This window comes from Achromobacter sp. K91, from assembly GCF_003576205.1.
In the GTDB taxonomy this organism is placed as follows: Bacteria; Pseudomonadota; Gammaproteobacteria; order Burkholderiales; family Burkholderiaceae_B; genus Achromobacter; species Achromobacter aegrifaciens.
In genome coordinates this window covers 60,769-79,896 of sequence record NZ_QWFB01000050.1, presented here as the reverse complement: position 1 = coordinate 79,896, position 19,128 = coordinate 60,769, and the positions used below count along the sequence as shown (strand labels likewise).

General features: G+C 67.4%; 16 protein-coding genes. 12 read left to right on the top strand and 4 right to left on the bottom strand.

Going from position 1 to position 19,128, the window contains the following annotated elements; genetic code table 11:
• Nucleotide 1 precedes the first annotated feature (1 nt).
• Both DXK93_RS24710 and DXK93_RS24705 read left to right on the top strand, forming a co-directional pair.
• Complete coding sequence (locus DXK93_RS24710) at nucleotides 2-862, top strand: MaoC family dehydratase (protein ID WP_054457511.1); 861 nt, start codon at nucleotides 2-4, stop codon at nucleotides 860-862.
• Complete coding sequence (locus DXK93_RS24705) at nucleotides 859-2,094, top strand: CaiB/BaiF CoA-transferase family protein (RefSeq protein ID WP_119451446.1); 1,236 nt, start codon at nucleotides 859-861, stop codon at nucleotides 2,092-2,094. The genes DXK93_RS24710 and DXK93_RS24705 overlap by 4 nt, the downstream gene beginning before the upstream one ends.
• Nucleotides 2,095-2,546: 452 nt before the next feature.
• On the opposite strand, the gene DXK93_RS24700 is transcribed toward DXK93_RS24705, so the two are convergent.
• Together DXK93_RS24700 and DXK93_RS24695 are read right to left on the bottom strand one after the other, a co-directional pair.
• Nucleotides 2,547-4,070, bottom strand: a complete 1,524-nt coding sequence (locus tag DXK93_RS24700; RefSeq protein ID WP_054457515.1) for a fumarate hydratase — start codon at nucleotides 4,068-4,070, stop codon at nucleotides 2,547-2,549.
• Between the two features lie 159 nt (nucleotides 4,071-4,229).
• Complete coding sequence (locus DXK93_RS24695; protein WP_054457517.1) at nucleotides 4,230-4,997, bottom strand: crotonase/enoyl-CoA hydratase family protein; 768 nt, start codon at nucleotides 4,995-4,997, stop codon at nucleotides 4,230-4,232.
• Nucleotides 4,998-5,273: 276 nt separating this feature from the next.
• Between DXK93_RS24695 and glyQ the strand changes: the two genes are divergently transcribed.
• From glyQ to def, 8 genes are read left to right on the top strand one after another with little or no spacing between them, the layout of a single operon-like run.
• Nucleotides 5,274-6,185 carry a glycine--tRNA ligase subunit alpha gene (gene glyQ / locus DXK93_RS24690; protein WP_025136700.1) on the top strand — a complete coding sequence of 304 codons (912 nt, stop codon included), beginning with the start codon at nucleotides 5,274-5,276 and terminating at the stop codon, nucleotides 6,183-6,185.
• Nucleotides 6,186-8,324 carry a glycine--tRNA ligase subunit beta gene (glyS, locus tag DXK93_RS24685; RefSeq protein WP_119451445.1) on the top strand — a complete coding sequence of 713 codons (2,139 nt, stop codon included), beginning with the start codon at nucleotides 6,186-6,188 and terminating at the stop codon, nucleotides 8,322-8,324.
• Entirely contained in the window at nucleotides 8,321-8,860 is a 540-nt protein-coding gene (gene gmhB / locus DXK93_RS24680) for a D-glycero-beta-D-manno-heptose 1,7-bisphosphate 7-phosphatase (RefSeq protein WP_054457520.1), read from the top strand. The genes glyS and gmhB overlap by 4 nt, the downstream gene beginning before the upstream one ends.
• A gap of 4 nt (nucleotides 8,861-8,864) precedes the next feature.
• Nucleotides 8,865-9,593, top strand: a complete 729-nt coding sequence (locus DXK93_RS24675; RefSeq protein WP_054457522.1) for a 1-acyl-sn-glycerol-3-phosphate acyltransferase — start codon at nucleotides 8,865-8,867, stop codon at nucleotides 9,591-9,593.
• Nucleotides 9,580-10,575 (top strand): M48 family metallopeptidase, encoded by a 996-nt coding sequence (locus DXK93_RS24670; protein ID WP_119451444.1) that lies wholly within the window; start codon nucleotides 9,580-9,582, stop codon nucleotides 10,573-10,575. The genes DXK93_RS24675 and DXK93_RS24670 overlap by 14 nt, the downstream gene beginning before the upstream one ends.
• A 20-nt stretch (nucleotides 10,576-10,595) precedes the next feature.
• Nucleotides 10,596-11,738 (top strand): 2-aminoethylphosphonate--pyruvate transaminase, encoded by a 1,143-nt coding sequence (locus DXK93_RS24665; protein ID WP_119451443.1) that lies wholly within the window; start codon nucleotides 10,596-10,598, stop codon nucleotides 11,736-11,738.
• Between the two features lie 12 nt (nucleotides 11,739-11,750).
• A complete protein-coding gene (gene gloA, locus DXK93_RS24660; RefSeq protein WP_054457526.1) occupies nucleotides 11,751-12,146 on the top strand; it encodes a lactoylglutathione lyase in 396 nt (131 codons plus the stop codon).
• A gap of 33 nt (nucleotides 12,147-12,179) precedes the next feature.
• Nucleotides 12,180-12,713, top strand: a complete 534-nt coding sequence (gene def, locus DXK93_RS24655; protein ID WP_119451442.1) for a peptide deformylase — start codon at nucleotides 12,180-12,182, stop codon at nucleotides 12,711-12,713.
• A 37-nt stretch (nucleotides 12,714-12,750) separates the two neighbouring features.
• On the opposite strand, the gene DXK93_RS24650 is transcribed toward def, so the two are convergent.
• Complete coding sequence (locus DXK93_RS24650) at nucleotides 12,751-14,997, bottom strand: acyl-CoA dehydrogenase (RefSeq protein WP_119451441.1); 2,247 nt, start codon at nucleotides 14,995-14,997, stop codon at nucleotides 12,751-12,753.
• A 153-nt stretch (nucleotides 14,998-15,150) separates the two neighbouring features.
• On the opposite strand from DXK93_RS24650, the gene DXK93_RS24645 reads away from it, so the two are divergent.
• Nucleotides 15,151-16,380, top strand: coding sequence for a nucleoside recognition domain-containing protein (locus DXK93_RS24645; protein ID WP_119451456.1), 1,230 nt, complete (start codon nucleotides 15,151-15,153; stop codon nucleotides 16,378-16,380).
• A gap of 50 nt (nucleotides 16,381-16,430) precedes the next feature.
• Here the strand turns inward: DXK93_RS24645 and pyk are convergent, their stop codons facing one another.
• Entirely contained in the window at nucleotides 16,431-17,873 is a 1,443-nt protein-coding gene (gene pyk, locus DXK93_RS24640) for a pyruvate kinase (protein WP_054457531.1), read from the bottom strand.
• A gap of 106 nt (nucleotides 17,874-17,979) precedes the next feature.
• On the opposite strand from pyk, the gene DXK93_RS24635 reads away from it, so the two are divergent.
• A complete protein-coding gene (locus DXK93_RS24635; protein ID WP_119451440.1) occupies nucleotides 17,980-19,122 on the top strand; it encodes a glycerate kinase in 1,143 nt (380 codons plus the stop codon).
• Nucleotides 19,123-19,128: the final 6 nt, after the last annotated feature.

Sequence of the window (19,128 nt, the reverse complement as noted above, 5' to 3'; positions counted from 1 at the left end):
CATGCCCCTGGACTACGCAACCGTGAAGAACTGGCGCTTCGACGAAGTCCGCCAGCGCTACGACGAAAAAGACACCATGCTGTACGCCCTGGGCATAGGCCTGGGGCAAGACCCCGAAGACGCCGGCCAGTTGCGCTACGTGTACGAAAAAGGCTTGCAATCCTTCCCCACCATGAGCGTGGTGCTGGGCTATCCGGGCTTCTGGGTCCAGGATCCGCGCGCCGGCATCGACTGGGTACGCGTGGTCCACGGAGAACAACGGCTGACCATGCATGCGCCCCTGCCGGCGGCGGGCGTGGTCACCGGCAGAAGCCGCAACACGCACGTGATCGACAAGGGCGCCGACAAGGGCGCCATCATCATCACCGAACGCACCTTGCACGGCGAAGACGGCGCCTGCCTCGCCACCCTGCGCCAAAGCACCTTCTGCCGCGGCGACGGCGGCTTCGGACAGGGAGACGACAGCCCCGCCGCCCTGCCCGCAGCGCCCGACGGCGCCCCTGACCTGAGCTGCGAAATCCGCATCCCCGCCAGCGCCGCCCTGCTGTACCGACTGAACGCCGACCGCAATCCGCTGCACGCAGACCCCGAGGTCGCACGCGCGGCCGGCTACCCCAAACCCATCCTGCACGGACTGTGCTCCTACGGCGTAGTCGCGCACGCCATCGTCAAAAGCTGCTGCGGCTACGACGCCTCGCGCCTGGTCAGCCTGAACACGCGCTTCTCGGCGCCGGTCTATCCCGGCGAAACCCTGCAGTGCGACATCTGGCGCCTGCCCGACGGCCAGCTCCGCTTCCAGGCCCGCGCGCAGGAGCGCGGCGTGGTGGTCATGAGCCACGGCACCGCGGAGCTGAAGCCATGAACCGCCCGCCCGCATTGACCGGCATCCGCGTACTGGACCTGTCGCGCATCCTGGCCGGCCCCTGGTGCACGCAGAACCTCGCCGACCTGGGCGCCGACGTCATCAAGATCGAACGCCCGCGCGTCGGCGACGACACCCGCGCCTGGGGCCCGCCGTTCCTCAAGGACGGCGCGGGCCAAGACACCGAGGAATCCGCCTACTACCTCAGCACCAACCGCAACAAGCGTTCCGTCGAAGCCGACATGGCCACGCCCGCAGGCGCCGCGCTGATCCGCGAACTGGCGGCCGCCAGCGACATCCTGGTCGAGAACTTCAAGGTGGGCGGCCTCGCCAAGTACGGCCTGGACTACGACAGCCTGAAGCAGATCAACCCGCGCCTGATCTATTGCTCCGTCACAGGCTTCGGCCAGGACGGCCCCTACGCGCAACGCCCCGGCTACGACTTCATGATCCAGGGCATGGGCGGCCTGATGAGCATCACCGGCGAACGCGACGACCTGCCCGGCGGCGGTCCGCAAAAAGCCGGCGTGGCGGTCACCGACATCGTCACCGGCATGTACGCCACCGTGGCCATCCTGGCCGCCCTGCAGGAACGCCACAACAGCGGCCTGGGCCAGCACCTGGACATCGCCCTGCTGGACAGCCACGTCGCCCTGCTGGCCAACCAGAACTCGAACTACTTCAACTCCGGTGTGGCGCCCCAGCGCGCCGGCAACGCCCACCAGAACGTCGTGCCCTACCAGGTGTTCGCCGCCAGCGACGGCCACCTGATCGTGGCCACAGGCAATGAATCGCAGTACCGCGCATACTGCCGCGCCATCGGCGCACCCGAACTGGGCGACGACCCGCGCTTCGCCACCAACCGCATGCGCCTGGCCAACCGCGAGCTGCTGGTCGGCCTGCTGACCGAGATCATGCGCCAGGGCCAGCGCGACGACTGGATCGCCAAGCTCGAGGCCGTGGGCGTGCCCTGCGGGCCGATCAACGATATCGCCCAGGCCCAGGCACATCCGCAAGCGCTGGCACGTCAGCTGCGCCGCGATATGCCGCATCCGGCGGGCGGCATGGCGGCGGTGACAGCCAGCCCGTTGCGGCTATCGGCCTCGCCGGTGGAATACCGTCGCGCGCCGCCGCTGCTGGGGGAACACACGGAGGAAGTGCTGCGGGAGGTGCTGGGGAAGACGCAAGAAGAGATCGCCGTGTTTCGCGAGGGATTAAAGACGACGAACTGACGAGGGCCGCGCCTACAGCGAAGACTCCAGTCACAGGACGACGATGATCCCCACACGCCACTCACCGCATGCGCGCTAGCGACCACCACAGCAATCAAATAAATCACGTATGTCATTATTGGCCGCCCGGGCGGCCAATAATGACGGGCAAATCAAGCCTCTCCCCCGACCACGGCTCCAGCAGCGCACCAGTCCAAGACACTCGTAGCCCGTCGGCGCGGGCGTCTGGGTGGCGAGCAACCTTGATGCGCCCGAGGGAATCCGTAGGAGTCGCCGAAGGCGAGGACGAGGATGACAACGGGGCAGTCCGGAGCGAACGCTCCGGACCGCAATCGTGGGCGCTCGCCACCCAGGCGCCCGCGCCGACGGGCGGCCTACGAAGCACTAAGCACTAAAGCCAAAAAAAACGGCCACCAGTCCCCTGGCAGCCGGTTTTCTCACAGCCTACGGAATCAAGCCACAGCGACAGGAATCTTCCCGATCTTGGCCTGCCATTCCTTGGGCCCCGTGGTATGGACAGAGGTACCCTGAGCGTCAACCGCCACAGTCACCGGCATGTCCTTCACGTCGAACTCGTAGATGGCTTCCATGCCCAGGTCCGCAAAACCCAGCACCTTCGCGCCACGGATAGCCTTCGACACCAGGTAAGCCGCGCCACCTACCGCCATCAGATAAGCCGAGTTGTGCTTCTTGATGGATTCGATAGCCACCGGACCGCGCTCCGACTTGCCGATCATCGCGATCAGGCCCGTCTGCTCCAGCATCATGTCCGTGAACTTATCCATGCGCGTAGCGGTAGTGGGGCCCGCCGGGCCAACCACTTCGTCGCGCACCGGATCCACCGGACCCACGTAGTAAATGACGCGATTCTTGAAATCCACCGGCAGCGGCTCGCCCTTGGCCAGCATGTCCTGGATACGCTTGTGCGCCGCATCGCGGCCCGTCAACATCTTGCCCGACAGCAGCAGCGTCTGGCCCGGCTTCCAGCTGGCCACTTCTTCCTTGGTCAGCGTATTCAGGTCCACCTGCTTGGACTTGTTGTAGTCCGGCGCCCAGTGCACTTCCGGCCACTCCGACAGCGACGGCGGATCCAGGCGAGCGGGGCCCGAGCCGTCCAGTTCGAAGTGCGCGTGGCGCGTCGCCGCACAGTTCGGGATCATCGCCACGGGCTTGGACGCCGCGTGCGTCGGGAACGTGCTGATCTTGACGTCCAGCACCGTCGTCAAACCGCCCAGGCCCTGCGCGCCGATACCCAGCGCGTTGACCTTCTCATACAGCTCGATACGCAGCTCTTCCAGCTTGTTCTGCGGACCGCGGGCCAGCAGCTCGTACATGTCGATGTCTTCCATCAACGACTGCTTCGCCATCAGCATGGCCTTCTCGGCCGTGCCGCCGACGCCGATGCCCAGCATGCCCGGCGGGCACCAGCCCGCGCCCATCGTCGGCACCGTCTTCAGCACCCAGTCCACCAGCGAATCGCTCGGATTCAGCATCGCGAACTTCGACTTGTTTTCCGAACCGCCGCCCTTCGAAGCGACTTGCACGTCGACCTTGTCGCCCGGGACAAGCTCGACGTGCAGGATACAGGGCGTGTTGTCGCGCGTGTTCTTGCGCGCAAACAGCGGATCGTCCAGCACCGAGGCGCGCAAAGGATTGTCCGGGTTCAGATAGCCGCGGCGCACGCCTTCGTCACAGAGTTCCTGCAGCGTGCGCTTGGTCTCGAAACGCACGCCCATGCCGACCTTCAGGAACACGTTGACGATGCCCGTGTCCTGGCACAGCGGACGCTTGCCCTCGGCGCACATGCGCGAGTTGGTCAGGATCTGGGCCATCGCGTCGCGCGCGGCGGGGCTTTCCTCGCGCTCGTAGGCGCGGGCCAGGTGACGGATGTAGTCGACCGGGTGGTAGTAGCTGATGAACTGGATGCCATCGGCTATCGACTGGATGAAGTCTTCTTCTTTGATGATGACTGACATGGCGATATCGGGTCTAGATGAAAAACGTGAAAACGCGGCCGGCGTGACTAGCCCGCCGCGATGGAGAAAGAACTATTTTTGCCGCCGGGCCGCCCCAAGGCAAACAGCGCCCCCTCGGGGGGCAGCTAGCCCCGCAGGGGCGCGGCGTGGGGGCATTTCCTATTTGCCTTGCCAGACCGGTTTGCGCTTCTCGGCGAAGGCGGTCGCGCCTTCCTTGGCGTCGGCGGACGAAAAGATGTGCGCAATCAGCGGACGCTGCTGGTCGAACATGCTGGCCTGATCCCAGTCGCCCGACTGCGCCACGATGCTCTTGGCGGTCTGCACCGCCAGCGGGCCATTCTCGACGATGGCGCGGGCCAGCTCCAGAGCGCCCGCCAGGGCGGCGCCCGGCTCGGTGATGCGGTTGACCAGCCCGAAGGAATGGGCGCGCTCGGCCGTCAACATTTCGCCGGTCAGGATCACTTCCATGGCGATGTGGTACGGCAGGCGGCGCGGCAGGCGCAGCATGCCGCCAGCGCCCGCCACCAGGCCGCGCTTGACTTCAGGCAGGCCGAACTTGGCGTTGCTGGCGGCCACGATCAGGTCGGAAGCCAGCGCCATTTCGCAGCCGCCGGCCAGCGCATAGCCTTCCACCGCCGCGATCAGCGGTTTCTTGGGCGGCCGCTCGTTCAGGCCCGCGAAGCCGCGGCCTTCCACGTAGGGACGCTGCCCCGACTTGGCGAAAGCCTTCAGGTCCATGCCCGACGAGAACGTGCCGCCGCCGCCCGTCAGGATGCCGATGCGGATGTCGTCGCGGCTGTCCAACTGGTCCAGCGCCGCGGCCATGGCCTGCGCGGTCTCCAGGTTGATGGCGTTCTTGGCCTCGGGACGGTTGATCGTGATGATCTGGATGCCGTCGGTGACTTCTACCTTGATCAGGTCTGACATGGGACTGCTCCTTCCGGGAATTCTCGGAATCAGGTTCCGGGTTTTATATAAGACTTGGTACGCAACCTGGAATCATACGATCATTGGTTTCCAGGCGCAGCGACAGGCCCGCGGGGCGTCCACCAGCGGCACACTGTCCCCCTGCGAACCGCCCCGAAGGCCCAGATGTAACCGTCCGCCCGGCATTCGGGAACCGGACCGCCCCAGGCCAGTTAGAATGTCGGGTTTCCCACGCCCAGGGCAAGCCTTGCCCGGCGGCCGAATTCCAAGAATCCTATGCTCACCTTTCAGCAAATCATCCTTACGCTCCAGGAATACTGGGACAAGCAGGGTTGCGCCCTGCTGCAACCCTACGACATGGAAGTCGGCGCCGGCACCTCGCATACCGCCACGTTCCTGCGCGCGATCGGCCCGGAGCCCTGGCGCGCCGCCTACGTGCAGCCCTCGCGCCGCCCCAAGGACGGCCGCTACGGCGAAAACCCCAACCGCCTGCAACACTATTATCAGTACCAGGTCGTGTTGAAGCCCGCGCCTCCGGAAATCCTGGACCTGTACATCGGTTCGCTCAAGGCGCTGGGCATCGATCCCACCCAGCACGACATCCGCTTCGTAGAGGATGACTGGGAGAACCCCACCCTCGGCGCCTGGGGCCTGGGCTGGGAAGTCTGGCTGAACGGCATGGAAGTCACCCAGTTCACCTACTTCCAGCAAGTGGGCGGCCTGGACTGCACGCCGACCACCGGCGAAATCACCTACGGCCTGGAACGCCTGGCCATGTACCTGCAGGACGTGCAAAGCGTGTACGACCTGGTCTGGACCGAAGGCGCCAACGGCAACCGCGTGCTGTATCGCGACGTGTTCCACCAGAACGAAGTGGAACAGTCCACCTACAACTTCGAGCATTCGTCGGCCGAGATGCTGTTCTCGCACTTCAATGACTACGAAGCCGAGGCCAAGCGCCTGATGGACGTGCCGCTGGCGCTGCCCGCCTACGAGGCCGCGCTGAAGGCCGCGCACACGTTCAACATGCTGGACGCGCGCGGCGCGATCAGCGTCACCGAGCGCGCCGCCTACATCGGCCGCATCCGCAACCTGTCGCGCGCCGTCGCGCAGGCCTACTACGATTCCCGCGAACGACTGGGCTTTCCCATGCTGGGCCGCGACAAGGCCGCCGGGGAGGCTGCATAAATGACGACGAACATCCGCCCGCTGCTGGTCGAACTGCTGACCGAAGAACTCCCGCCCAAGGCCCTGCAGAAGCTGGGCCAGGCCTTTGCCGAAGGCGTGCGCGCCACGCTGGAGCGCCACGGCCTGCTGGCCGCCGGCTGCGCCGCCACCGCGTATTCCACGCCGCGCCGACTGGCCGTGCACCTGTCCGCCGTGCTGGCTCAGGCGCCCGACCAGCCCTATGCCGAAAAGCTGATGCCGGTGAAGATCGGCCTGACCGAAGACGGCCAGGCCACGCCCGCGCTGCAGAAGAAGCTGGCCGCCAAGGGCCTTGAGAACATCGACCTGTCGACCCTGGAACGTGAATCCGACGGCAAGCAGGACTACCTGGTCGCGCGCGGCACCGCTCCCGGCGCCCAGTTGGCCGCCGGCCTGCAGGAAGGCATCGACGCCGCCATCAACGGCCTGCCCATTCCCAAGGTCATGCGCTACCAATTGGCCGACGGCGTCACCACCGTCAAGTTCGTGCGTCCGGCGCACGGCCTGGTCGCGCTGTTCGGCGCCGACGTGGTGCCGGTGTCCGCGCTGGGCCTGGCCGCCGGCCGCGACACGCTGGGCCACCGCTTCATGAGCGCGGGCCCCGTATCCTTCGCCGACGCCGACGCCTACGCCGCCACCCTGGCCGAAAAGGGCCGCGTGGTGGCCTCGTTCGAAGGTCGCCGCGACGAGATCCAGCGCCAGTTGCTGGACCATGCCGGCCGCCTGAACGCCACCCTGGGCGACGATCCCGAAGTGGCCGCGCTGCTGGACGAAGTCACGGCCCTGGTCGAACACCCAACCGTCTACGTGGGCCAGTTCGAAGAGCAGTTCCTGCAAGTGCCGCAGGAATGCCTGATCCTGACCATGCGGCTGAACCAGAAATACTTCCCGCTGTTCGATCCGGCTACCGGCCGCCTGACGCACCGCTTCCTGATCGTCAGCAACATGCACACCGACAATCCGGTGAACATCATTGAAGGGAACCAGCGCGTGGTGCGCCCGCGCCTGGCCGATGCGCAGTTCTTCTTCGAAACCGACCGCAAGACGCCGCTGGCGGCGCGCGTCGAACAACTGGGCTCGATCGTCTACCACAACAAGCTGGGCACCCAGCTGGAACGCGTGGAGCGCGTGCGCGCCATCGCCCGCGGCGTGGCCGAGCAACTGGGCGGCGAGGTCTCCGCCGCCGACCGCGCGGCCATGCTGGCCAAGGCCGACCTGGGCTCGAACATGGTGGGCGAATTCCCCGAGCTGCAAGGCGTCATGGGCGCCTACTACGCGGCCGGCGACGGCGAGCCCGACAGCGTGGTGCAGGCCCTGCGCACGCAGTACCGCAACCGCTGCGACGCGCCCGTCACCGCCGACACGCTGACCGCGGCCACCCTGTTCATCGCCGAGCGCGTGGAAACCATGGTCGGCATCTGGGCCATCGGCCTGGCGCCCACCGGCGAGCGCGACCCCTTCGGCCTGCGCCGCGCCGCGCTGGGCCTGATCAGCGCCTTCGAACAACTGGCCGCAGGCGGCTGGCTCAAGATCAGCGAGGCCGGCCCCCTGTCGCTGGACGGCCTGCTGGAACTGGCCGCAGGGACCTTCCCCGCCGGCAAGATCCCCGCCGACACGCTGGCCGAAGTCCGCGCCTTCATCTACGAACGCTACCGCAACCAGCTGATCAATGACTTCGACCGCAATGCCGTCGAAGCCGTGATCGCGCTGACCCCGCCGTTGCACCAGGTGGCCGAGCGCGTGCGCGCGGCCGCCGCCTTTGCGCAGCTGCCCGAGGCCGCCAGCCTGGCCGCCGCCAACAAGCGCATCGGCAACCTGCTCAAGAAGGCCGAAGGCGAGATCGGCGCGGTGAACGACGCCGCGCTCGTGGAACCGGCTGAAAAGGCCCTGGCCGCCGCCGTTTCCGCGCTGCGCCCGAAGGCCGAGGCGCAACTGGCCGCGGGCGACTTCGCCGGCAGCCTGAGCACGCTGGCCCAGGTCCGCGAAGCCGTGGACGCCTTCTTTGCCGACGTCATGGTCATGGCCGAAGACCCGGCCGTGCGCGCCAACCGGCTGGCCCTGCTGGGCCAGTTGCATGGCCTGATGAACCAGGTCGCTGACATCTCCAGGCTGGCACAGTGAAACTCATCATCCTAGACCGCGACGGCGTCATCAATCAGGACAGCGATTCGTTCGTCAAGAATCCGGACGAATGGATCGCCCTGCCCGGCAGCCTGCAGGCCATCGCGCGGCTGACGCAGGCGGGCTGGAAGGTGGTGGTCGCCACCAACCAGTCGGGCCTGGCGCGCGGCCTGTTCGACATGGACACCCTGACGGCCATCCATACCAAGATGCGTCGCGAACTGGCCGCCGCTGGCGGCAGTATCGACGCGGTCTTCATGTGCCCACACGGCCCCGATGACAATTGCTCCTGCCGCAAGCCCAAGCCCGGCATGTTCGAACAGATCGGACACCGCTACGACGTCGACCTGGCTGGCGTGCCGGCGGTGGGCGATTCGCTGCGCGACCTGCAGGCCTCGTCGTCGGTCGGCTGCTCGCCCTGGCTGGTGCTGACCGGCAACGGCAAGAAAACGCTGGCCAAGGGCGGTTTGCCTGACAACACCCGCGTCTGCGACGACCTGTCGGCCGTGGTCGACGCGCTGCTGCAGGACCATTGATCCAATGGCCCGCCTACGTTCGCTGCTGTACTTCCTGTTCCTGGCCGTCACGGTCATTCCCTATGCCTTCGCCTGCATCCTGTGGGCGCCGCTGCCGCTGCACTGGCGCTACAAGCTGACCGTGGGCTGGCCGCGCCTGGCCATCTGGGGCGCGCGCTTCTTCTGCGGCATCCGCTGGCAGGTCAAGGGCTGGGAAAACCTGCCCGACGGCCCGGCGGTGCTGCTGTCCAAGCACCAGTCGGCCTGGGAAACGCTGTTCTTCCCGGCCCACATGCCGCGCGAAGTCTGCTTCGTCTACAAGAAGGAACTGCACATGGTGCCGTTCTTCGGCTGGGGCTTGGCGCTGCTGCGCATGATCCCGATCGACCGCGCCAAGGGTCGCGATGCCTTCGATCAAGTGGTCAAGCAAGGCCAGACGCGCCTGGACGAAGGCCGCTGGCCCCTGCTGTTCCCCGAGGGCACCCGCGTGCCGCCCGGCAAGACCGGCCGCTTCAAGATGGGCGGCGCGCTGCTGGCCTCGCGCACCGGCGCGGTCGTCATCCCCGTGGCGCATAATGCCGGCGAATGCTGGCGCCGCAACGCCTTCGTGAAGTATCCGGGCATGGTTACCGTGTCCATCGGTCCCGCGATAGAATCCAAGGGACTCTCCCCCGAGGAACTGAACAAAAAGGTTCAGGACTGGATCGAAGGGGAAATGCGGCGTCTCAATCCAGAAAGGTATGGCCAGCACTGATCAGCTCGAACTCCTGTTCGACGAACAGCAGCACGACGCGCCCACGGGCGCGCCGCCGCTGAACGCCGCGCCAAAGGCTCCGACCGCGCCTGAGGCGGCCTCGCCCAAGCCGGTCCCGCCCAAGCCCCTCTTCCCCGATCTGCCGCCGGCCGCCGCCCCTGCCGGCGAACCGCTGCTGACGCTGTCGCCCAACGCGGCCTCGCTCGTCCCCACGCCCTGCCCCGACCCGCTGCCGCCCGGCGCGCGTTGGCGCGAGGTCGCGACCGAGCAGCAGTCCATCGGCTTCGTGCTGCTGCGCTCGCGCCGCCGCAGCATAGGCTTCGTGATCACTGACGACGGCTTGCGCGTCACCGCCCCGAACTGGGTGACGCTGACGCAGGTGGACGACGCCGTGCGCGAGAAGGCCCGCTGGATCCTGACCAAGCTGCGCGAATGGCATGCCCGCAAGCAACAACTGGCCATGGCGCACACCCGCTGGCAGCCGGGCGGCGAGCTGCCCTACCTGGGCAAGCGCATCGTGATCGGCGTGGGCGGCGACAGCCGCCAGGCCAGTTTGTCGGGCGACGCCGACGCCCCCCAGGACGGCGACACCCTGTGGCTGGCGCTGCCGTCCTCGGCGGACCAGGGCCGCATCCGCGATTCGGCCCAAGCCTGGCTGCAGCAGCGCGCCGGCGCCTGGTTCGGCGCGCGCCTGGCCCACTTCCTGCAAGTCAGCGGCCTGAAGATCCGGCGCTGGCGCCTGTCGTCGGCCGCAACCCGCTGGGGCTCCTGCACCAGCGACGGCAACATCATGCTGAACTGGCGCCTGATCCATTTCGCGCCCGCCATCATCGACTACGTCATCGCCCACGAGCTTGCCCATTTGCGCGAAATGAACCACAGTCAGGACTTCTGGCGCGAAGTGGGACAGATCCTGCCCGATTTCGAAGACGCCAAGAACATCCTGCGACGTCACGACCCCGCATCCTTGCCTCAGTTCTGAGGCATTCTGGAGACACGAAAATGTTGCTGCTGATTCCGGGCCCGGTCACGACCGACGCGCGGGTGAAGGCCGCCATGGCGCAAGACTATGCGCCGTGGGACAACGATTTCCGTCAGACCTACCGGCAGGTCTGCGATGGCGTCCTGCGGGCGGCGCAGGCGTCGCCCGACGAGCACGCCGCGCTGGCGCTGCCGGGCTGCGGCCACTTCGCGGTGGAAGCCGCCATCCGCAGCTTCATCCCCGCCGCCGGCCGCCTGCTGGCGCCCTCCACCGGCGCCTACGCCGCCCGCCTGCAGAAGCTGGCCGGCGATGCCGGCCGCGTCGCCGTGCCGCTACCCGTAGGCTCCACCGAGCGGATCGATCCGCAAGCGGTCGCGCAGGCGCTGGAACAGGATCCCACGCTCACGCACCTGGCGCTGGTCTACAGCGAAACCGGCAGCGGCATCTGCCACGACGTGCCCGAACTCGCGCGCATCGCGCATGCGCTGGGCCGCCGCGTCATCGTCGACGCCGTATCCGCCTTCGGCGCGCTGCCCCTGGAGCTGCACGCCCTGCCCGCCGTGGAGGCAGTGGTGCTGACGGCCAACAAGTGCCTGGAAGGCATGCCCGGCGCCGCCTTCGTGGTGGCGCGGCGCGACAGCCTGGAAGCGGCGCGCGGCATCGCCGGCAGCTGGTCGCTGGACCTGGCCGACATCTACCAGCAAAGCCAGCAGCCCAATGCCGGCCCGCGTTTCACGCCGCCCGCGCCCACGCTGGCCGCGCTGGCCGTGGCGCTGGAGCTGCACCGCGAAGAAGGCCGCGAAGCCCGCCTGGCGCGCTACACCGCCAACATGCACACGCTATATGATGGCGTCAGGGAACTGGGCCTGGCGCCTTACCTGCCGCCCGCGCTGCAGGGGCCCATCGTCGTCAACGTCCGCGCCCCGGATGCGCCGACCTGGAACCTGCAATTGTTCGTGGACGCCCTCAAGCGCCGCGGCTACGTGCTCAGCAACTTCTACAACACCGAACAACCTTCGTTCCGGGTCGGCTGCATCGGCGCCTTCGGGCCAGACCAGATGCGGCAGGCAGTCGACGCCATGGGCGGCGCGCTGCGCGACATCGGCATCACCCGGGAAGCCGCCGGCAACGGCGGATTCTTCCCGTTCCCCCTCACCGCTTAAGGAAACCATCCCATGCGTATGCTCCACACCATGCTGCGAGTCGGCAATCTCGACAAGTCCATCGACTTCTACACCAATGTGCTCGGCATGCGCGTCCTGCGCCGCAACGACTACCCCGAAGGCAAGTTCACGCTGGCCTTCGTCGGCTACCAGGACGAATCCGAAGGCGCCGTCATCGAACTGACCCACAACTGGGACACGGACAAGTACGACCTGGGCACCGGCTACGGCCACATCGCCCTGGAAGTGGACAACGCCTACGAAGCCTGTGACAAGGTCAAGGAAAAAGGCGGCAAGGTCACGCGCGAAGCCGGCCCGATGAAGCACGGCAAGACGGTCATCGCCTTTGTCGAAGACCCCGATGGCTACAAGATCGAGTTCATCCAGAAAAAGGGCCGCCAGGACTGAGCCCCGCGCGGCCAAAGCCAGGAAGACACTTCCATGATCCACACCATCCTGAAAATGGGCGATCCGCGGCTGCTGCGCGTGGCCGCGCCCGTGGAGCGCTACGACACGCCCGAGTTGCATGCGCTGATCGACGACATGTTCGAAACCATGGCCGCCGCGCAAGGGGTGGGCCTGGCCGCGCCGCAGATCGGCGTGGATCTGCAGCTGGTGATCTTCGGCTTTGACCGCAACGAGCGCTATCCCGACGCCCCCGCCGTGCCGCAGACCATCCTGTGCAATCCCGTCATCACGCCGCTGTCGGACGAGACGGAAGACGGCTGGGAAGGCTGCCTGTCGGTGCCGGGCCTGCGCGGCCTGGTGCCGCGCTACCGCCGCATCCGCTACAGCGGGCGAGATCCCTACGGCCAGCTCATCGAGCGCGAGGCCGAGGGTTTTCACGCCCGGGTGGTGCAGCACGAATGCGATCACCTGATCGGCCGGCTCTACCCGTCGCGCATCCAGGACTTCAGCAAATTCGGGTTCACTGAAATCCTGTTCCCGGACATGGATCCGAATCAGGACGACTAAGGCCCCGCTCCCGCCTTGCGGGGCTTGCGTCCCTACCCTAAGCCTCGCCGGAGTCCGCCTTGGCGGCCTGCGGCGACAACTCCTCGGGCGCGAAATCGTCCACCTGCAACACCCGCGAGACCAGGGCTTCGGCCTCTTCCAGCGAGGCCGCCTGCGCGTCGGTAATGGCGCCGCGCTGATGGGCTTCGCGCCAATCGCGCACGCCGGACTGGCGCAGGCGGTCGCGCAGGGGCTGCACGGCGTCCGCCAGCGCGAAGGCGCGGGTCAGAAGGCCTACCGGATCGTCGCCGGCAGCGCCGGCCTCGCGATGCAGGTCGGCCGCCAGGCGCACATGCGTGGGCGAAGGCTTGAGCAGCAGTTCAGCGCATTCCCGGGTCAAGGCGTCGCTCGGCCCCTTGGCCAGGCGCAGCGGCAGGATGGCCGCGCGCAGTCCCCACGACAACACGCGGCCCGGCAGATTGCGCAGGACCTGATCCATGCTTTTCTCGATGCTGGCGTAGCCCTGCTCCAGGCACCACTGCACCAGCGGCAGATCGTCGTGCTTGCGGCCCTCGTCTTCCCAGCGTTTGAGCACCGCCGACTGCAGATACAGTTCGGACAGGATGTCGCCCAGGCGGGCGGAAATCATTTCCCGGCGCTTCAGGCCTCCGCCCAGCTGCGCCAGCGTGGCATCGGCCAGCAGCGCGAAGCCCGAGGCATAGCGGCCCAGCCGCCGGTAGTGGCCGGCCACGGGACCGGATGAAGGCGCAGGCGCCAGCACCCCGCCAGTCCAGGCGCGGCCGATGGCCCGCAGCGCGTTGATGCCTGTGTGGCGCAGATGCCGCCAGAACACGTCGTGGAAGACCTCCATGCCACGGTCTTCGTCGGGGTTGCCCAGCGCCAGGATTTCCGGCATCAGATAGGGATGGGCGCGGATCGCGCCCTGGCCGAAGATGATCAGGTTGCGCGTCAGGATGTTGGCGCCCTCGACCGTGATGGCGATGGGCACGGCGCGGTACAGCGCGCCCAGGTAATTGCTGGGACCGTCGATGACGGCGCGGCCGGCATGGATGTCCATCGCGTCGTTGACCGAGCCGCGCATGCGCTCGGTGGCGTGGTACTTCATGATGCCCGAGACCACAGCCGGCTTGACGCCCTGGTTCAGCGCGGCGCAGGTCAAGCGCCTGGCGGCTTCGACCAGATAGGCATTGCCCGCCAGCCGGGCCAGCCCTTCCTGCACGCCTTCGAACTTGCCGACGGGAATGCCGAACTGTTCGCGCACGCGGGCATACATGCCCGTGGTGTGCGCGCACATCACGGCGGCCGCGGCCGACAGCGACGGCAAGGAAATGCCCCGCCCCGCCGCCAGCGCGCTCATCAGCATCTGCCAGCCATGCCCGGCGCGCTCGGCGCCGCCGATCAGCGCGTCCAGCGGCACGAACACGTCGCGCCCGCGGTTGGGGCCGTTCTGGAAGACCTGCATGGCGGGCAGGTGGCGGCGCCCGATCTCCACGCCGGGCGCTTCGGTCGGCACCAGCGCGACCGATATGCCAATATCCTTGGCGCCGCCCAGGATGCCGTCGGGGTCCGATAGCTTGAAAGCCAGCCCCAGCACCGTCGCCACCGGCCCCAACGTGATGTAGCGCTTGTGCCAGTTCAGCCGGATGCCGATCAGTTCGCGCCCGTCGATCACCTGGCGGCAGACCACGCCCGTGTCCACCATGGACGCGGCGTCCGAACCGGCCTCGGGGCTGGTCAGGCCGAAGCATGGCACCTCGCGGCCGTCGGCCAGCCGCGGCAGCCAGTAGTCGCGCTGCGCCGGCGTGCCGAACTGCATCAGCAATTCGCCGGGGCCCAGCGAATTGGGCACCATGACGGTGACGCCCGCGGTGATGGAGTAGGCCGAAATGCGCCGCACGACCTCGGAGTGCGCATAGGGCGAAAAGCCCAGGCCGCCGTAGCGCCGCGGAATGATCATGCCGAAGAAGCGTTCGGCCTTCAGGAAGTCCCATACCTCGGGCGGCAGATCGCGCCGGTTCCAGGTGATGTCCCATTCGTCCAGCATGGCGCAAAGCCGCGCCAGCGGGCCGTCTATGAAGCGCTGCTCGTCCGCGGTCAGCGTGGCCGCCGGCACGTCCAGCAGCTTGCGCCAGTCGGGATTGCCGGTGAACAGATCAGCATCCCACCAGGTGTCGCCGGCCTCGATGGCTTCGCGCTCCGTCGCCGACATGGCGGGCAGCGCGTTGCGCGCCCAGCGGTAAGCGGGTTCCGAGATGCGGCGCCGGCGCCATGCGTTGAAGTCCATGAGTTTTCCTCACTGTTATGGCCCCAGGCCCCAGGGCGTATCAGGTCAAAGTACCAGAATTGGCGGCGTCGGGCCAAGCTGCGGCCTGCCGACTCTGCGACAATGGGCCTCGGCGCGCAGCGCGCAATCCATCGCTATCCGGGCAGTCTCCGCATGCTGAACAAACTCTGGCTGGGCTTTTTCCTTACCGCGGCCGCGGCGGCGCTGTACCGCTGGCTGGTCATCGGCGACCCCGATGTCTTCCGCATGATGGTCGCCAGCCTGTTCGACATGGCGCGCGTGTCGGTGGAAGTGATGGTGCTGCTGTTCGGCACGCTGACGCTGTGGCTGGGCTTTCTGCGCATCGCCGAGGGCGCGGGCCTGGTGGAAAAACTGGCGCGCGTGCTGGGACCGCTGTTCGCGCGCCTGATGCCCGGCGTGCCGCGCAACCACCCGGCCATCGGTCTGATCACGCTCAACTTCGCCGCCAACGGACTGGGCCTGGACAACGCCGCCACGCCCATCGGCCTGCGCGCCATGCGCGAACTGCAGTCGCTCAACCCCACGCCCGAAACCGCCAGCAACGCGCAGATACTGTTCCTGGTGCTGAATGCGTCATCGCTGACCCTGCTGCCGGTGACGCTGTTCATGTTCCGCGCGCAGCAGGGCGCGCCGGACCCGACGTTGGTGTTCCTGCCCATCCTGCTGGCCACCAGCGCATCGACCCTGGCAGGTTTCCTGGCCGTGGCGGCCTGCCAGCGCCTGCGCCTGATCGATCCGGTCGTGATGCTGTGGCTGGGCGGCGCGGCGCTGCTCATGGGCGGATTCATGGCGCTGCTGGCCAGCATGTCGGCGGCGGCCATCGCCGCGCTGTCGTCGCTGCTGGGCAATCTGGTCCTGTTCGGCATCCTGATCGCCTTCCTGGTGGCGGGCGCCTGGAAGAAGGTGCCGGTCTACGAGGCCTTCATCGAAGGCGCCAAGGAAGGCTTCGACATCGCCAAGAGCCTGCTGCCCTATCTGGTCGCGATGCTCTGCGCGGTGGGCGTGCTGCGCGCATCGGGCGCGCTGGATTTCCTGCTGGACGGCATCCGCTGGCTGGCGATGCAAGCGGGATGGGACACGCGCTTCGTGGATGCCCTGCCTACCGCGCTGGTCAAGCCATTCTCGGGCAGCGCGGCGCGCGCCATGATGCTGGAAACCATGACGCATTTCGGCGTGGACAGCTTCCCCGCGCTGCTGGCCGCGGTGGTCCAGGGCAGCACCGAGACCACCTTTTACGTGCTGGCGGTGTACTTCGGATCGGTGGGCATATTGCGGGCGCGCCACGCGGTGGGCTGCGCCCTGATTGCCGACCTGGCCGGCGTGCTGGCGGCCATCGGCGTGTGCTACTGGTTCTTCGGCTGAAACCCGCCGCGCGGCAAGGAGCGCCAGGGCGGCGCTCCTGCCCCGCCGTATCAATCCACCAGCAGGATCTTCATGCCGTTGGTGCCACCGCTGTCGCGGTAGAAGTCGCCCTTGGTCAGGATCACCCAGTCTCCGGTCTGCACCAGGTTGCGCTTGCGCAGTTCATCGATGGCGGCGTTGCTCAGGTCGGCAGGCTCGTAGTCCGACGGCGCGAACGGAATCGTGTAGACGCCGCGGAACATGGCCACGCGGTTTTGCGTGATGCTGTGCGGGCTGTAGCAGTAGATAGGCACGCCCGAGCGGATGCGCGACATGATCAGCGGCGTGTGACCGCTTTCGGTCAGCGAAATGATGGCCTTGACGCCGGGGAAATGGTTGGCCGCGTACATGGCCGCCAGCGCGATGGTCTCGTCGCAACGGGTAAAGGTCTCGCCCAGGCGGTGATGCGACTTGGTCGAGGTCGGGTGCTTTTCCGCGCCCAGGCAGACGCGGGCCATGGCCTGCACGGTTTCCACGGGATACTGGCCCGATGCGCTTTCCGCCGACAGCATGACGGCGTCGGTGTAGTCCAGCACCGCGTTGGCCACGTCGGACACTTCGGCGCGCGTGGGCATGGGGCTGGAGATCATCGACTCCATCATCTGCGTCGCGGTGATGACGACCTTGTTCAGCGTGCGGGCGTGCTGGATGATGCGCTTCTGGATGCCGACGAGTTCGGCATCCCCAACCTCCACGCCCAGGTCGCCGCGCGCCACCATCACGCCGTCGCTGGCGCGGATCAGCGCGTCCAGCGCCTCGTCGTCGGCCACGGCTTCGGCGCGTTCGATCTTGGCGATGATCCACGCCTGGCTGCCGGCGGCCGCCAGCAGCGTGCGCGCCTCGTCGATATCGCTGCCATAGCGCGGGAATGACACGGCCACGTAGTCCAGTTCCATCTCGGCGGCCAGCTTGATGTCGACGCGGTCCTTGTCGGTCAGGCTGGGCGCGGACAGGCCGCCGCCGCGGCGGTTGATGCCCTTGTTGTTCGACAGCGGGCCGCCCACGGTAACGGTGGTGTGGACCTCGTCGCCTTCGACGCTGTCCACCACCAGCACCACGCGACCGTCATCCAGCAGCAGCTCGTCGCCGACGCGGCAGTCCTGCACCAGTTCGGGGTAATCGATGCCGACGATGCTGGCCGTGCCCTCTTCCTTGGGATGCACGCGCGACAGCGTGAACGGCTGTCCGATCTGCAGTTGGACCAGCTTGTCCTTGAAGCGTGCAATGCGGATCTTGGGGCCTTGCAGGTCGCCCATGATGGCGACGAAGCGGCCCTGCTTGGCGGCGATCTCGCGCACCATGCGGGCGCGCTCGCGATGGTCGTCCGCGCTGCCGTGCGAGAAGTTCAGGCGGGCCACGTCCAGACCCGCGCGGATCAGCGCTTCTATGCGTTCAGGCGTCGAAGTCGAAGGTCCCAGGGTGGCGACAATTTTGGTGCGGCGCAATACGGGCATGACGATCCACTCTCGCTAAAACAACAAAAACGCTATGGTACGCCGGCCGCGCCCGCGCAGGTATCATGGGCATCACCTCAACCGAAAAACGAGCTCGACTGAACCCGTGAAAATCGTCATCGCCCCCGACTCTTTCAAAGAAAGCGTGTCCGCCCCCGATGCCGCGGCAGCCATTGCACGCGGCGTGAAGGCCGCTGTTCCCGGCGCTCACACGGTATGCATTCCGATGGCCGACGGCGGCGAAGGCACGGTCGAAGCCGTGCTCGCGGCGACCGGCGGCAAGGAACGCCAACAGACGGTGAACGATGCGTTGGGCTACAAGGTCGACGCCGTCTGGGGCTTGCTCGAGGACGGCACGGCGGTGATCGAGATGGCCGCGGCGGCGGGCCTGGAACTCATCGCCCCTGCCAAGCGCGATCCGATGCGCGCCAGCAGCCACGGCGTGGGCGAACTGATGCTGGCAGCCTTGAACGCAGGCGCCAAGCGCATCATCCTGGGCCTGGGCGGATCGGCCACCAACGACGCCGGTGCCGGCATGCTGACTGCGCTGGGCGTGCGCCTGCTGGACGCTGACGGCCGCAGCCTGCCGCCCGGCGGCGGCGCGCTCGGCAAGCTGACCAGCATCGATACCCACGGCCTGGATCCGCGCCTGGCCCAGATCCGCATCGACATCGCCTCGGATGTGGACAACCCTTTGTGCGGCCCGCAGGGCGCCTCGCATGTGTTCGGCCCGCAAAAGGGCGCGACGCCTGAACAGGTGCTGATCCTGGATCAGATGCTGACGAATTTCGCCGATGTGTGCGCCAAGCACCTGGGCTCCGACCATCGCGACCACCCAGGCGCGGGCGCGGCGGGCGGCCTGGGATTCGCCGCCAAGGCGTTCCTGAACGCCGGTTTCCGGCCCGGCGTGGAGATCGTGGCCGAACTGGGCGGACTGGCCCGGGCGGTCGAAGGTGCGACCCTGGTGTTCACGGGCGAAGGCCGCATGGACGCGCAGACCCTGCGCGGCAAGACTCCGGCCGGCGTGGCGAAGATCGCGCAGCGCGCGGGCGTGCCCGTGGTGGCGCTGGCCGGCTCGCTGGGCGAAGGCTACGAAGCGTTGCACGCCTGCGGCATCAGCGCCGCGTTCAGCCTGGCGCCCGGCCCCATCACGCTGCAGCAGGCGCTCACGGACGCCGAAAAACTGCTGGCCGACCGCGCCCGCGACGTCATGCAGCTCTGGATGACCGCGCAGAAGCGCATGTTGTAGAAACCC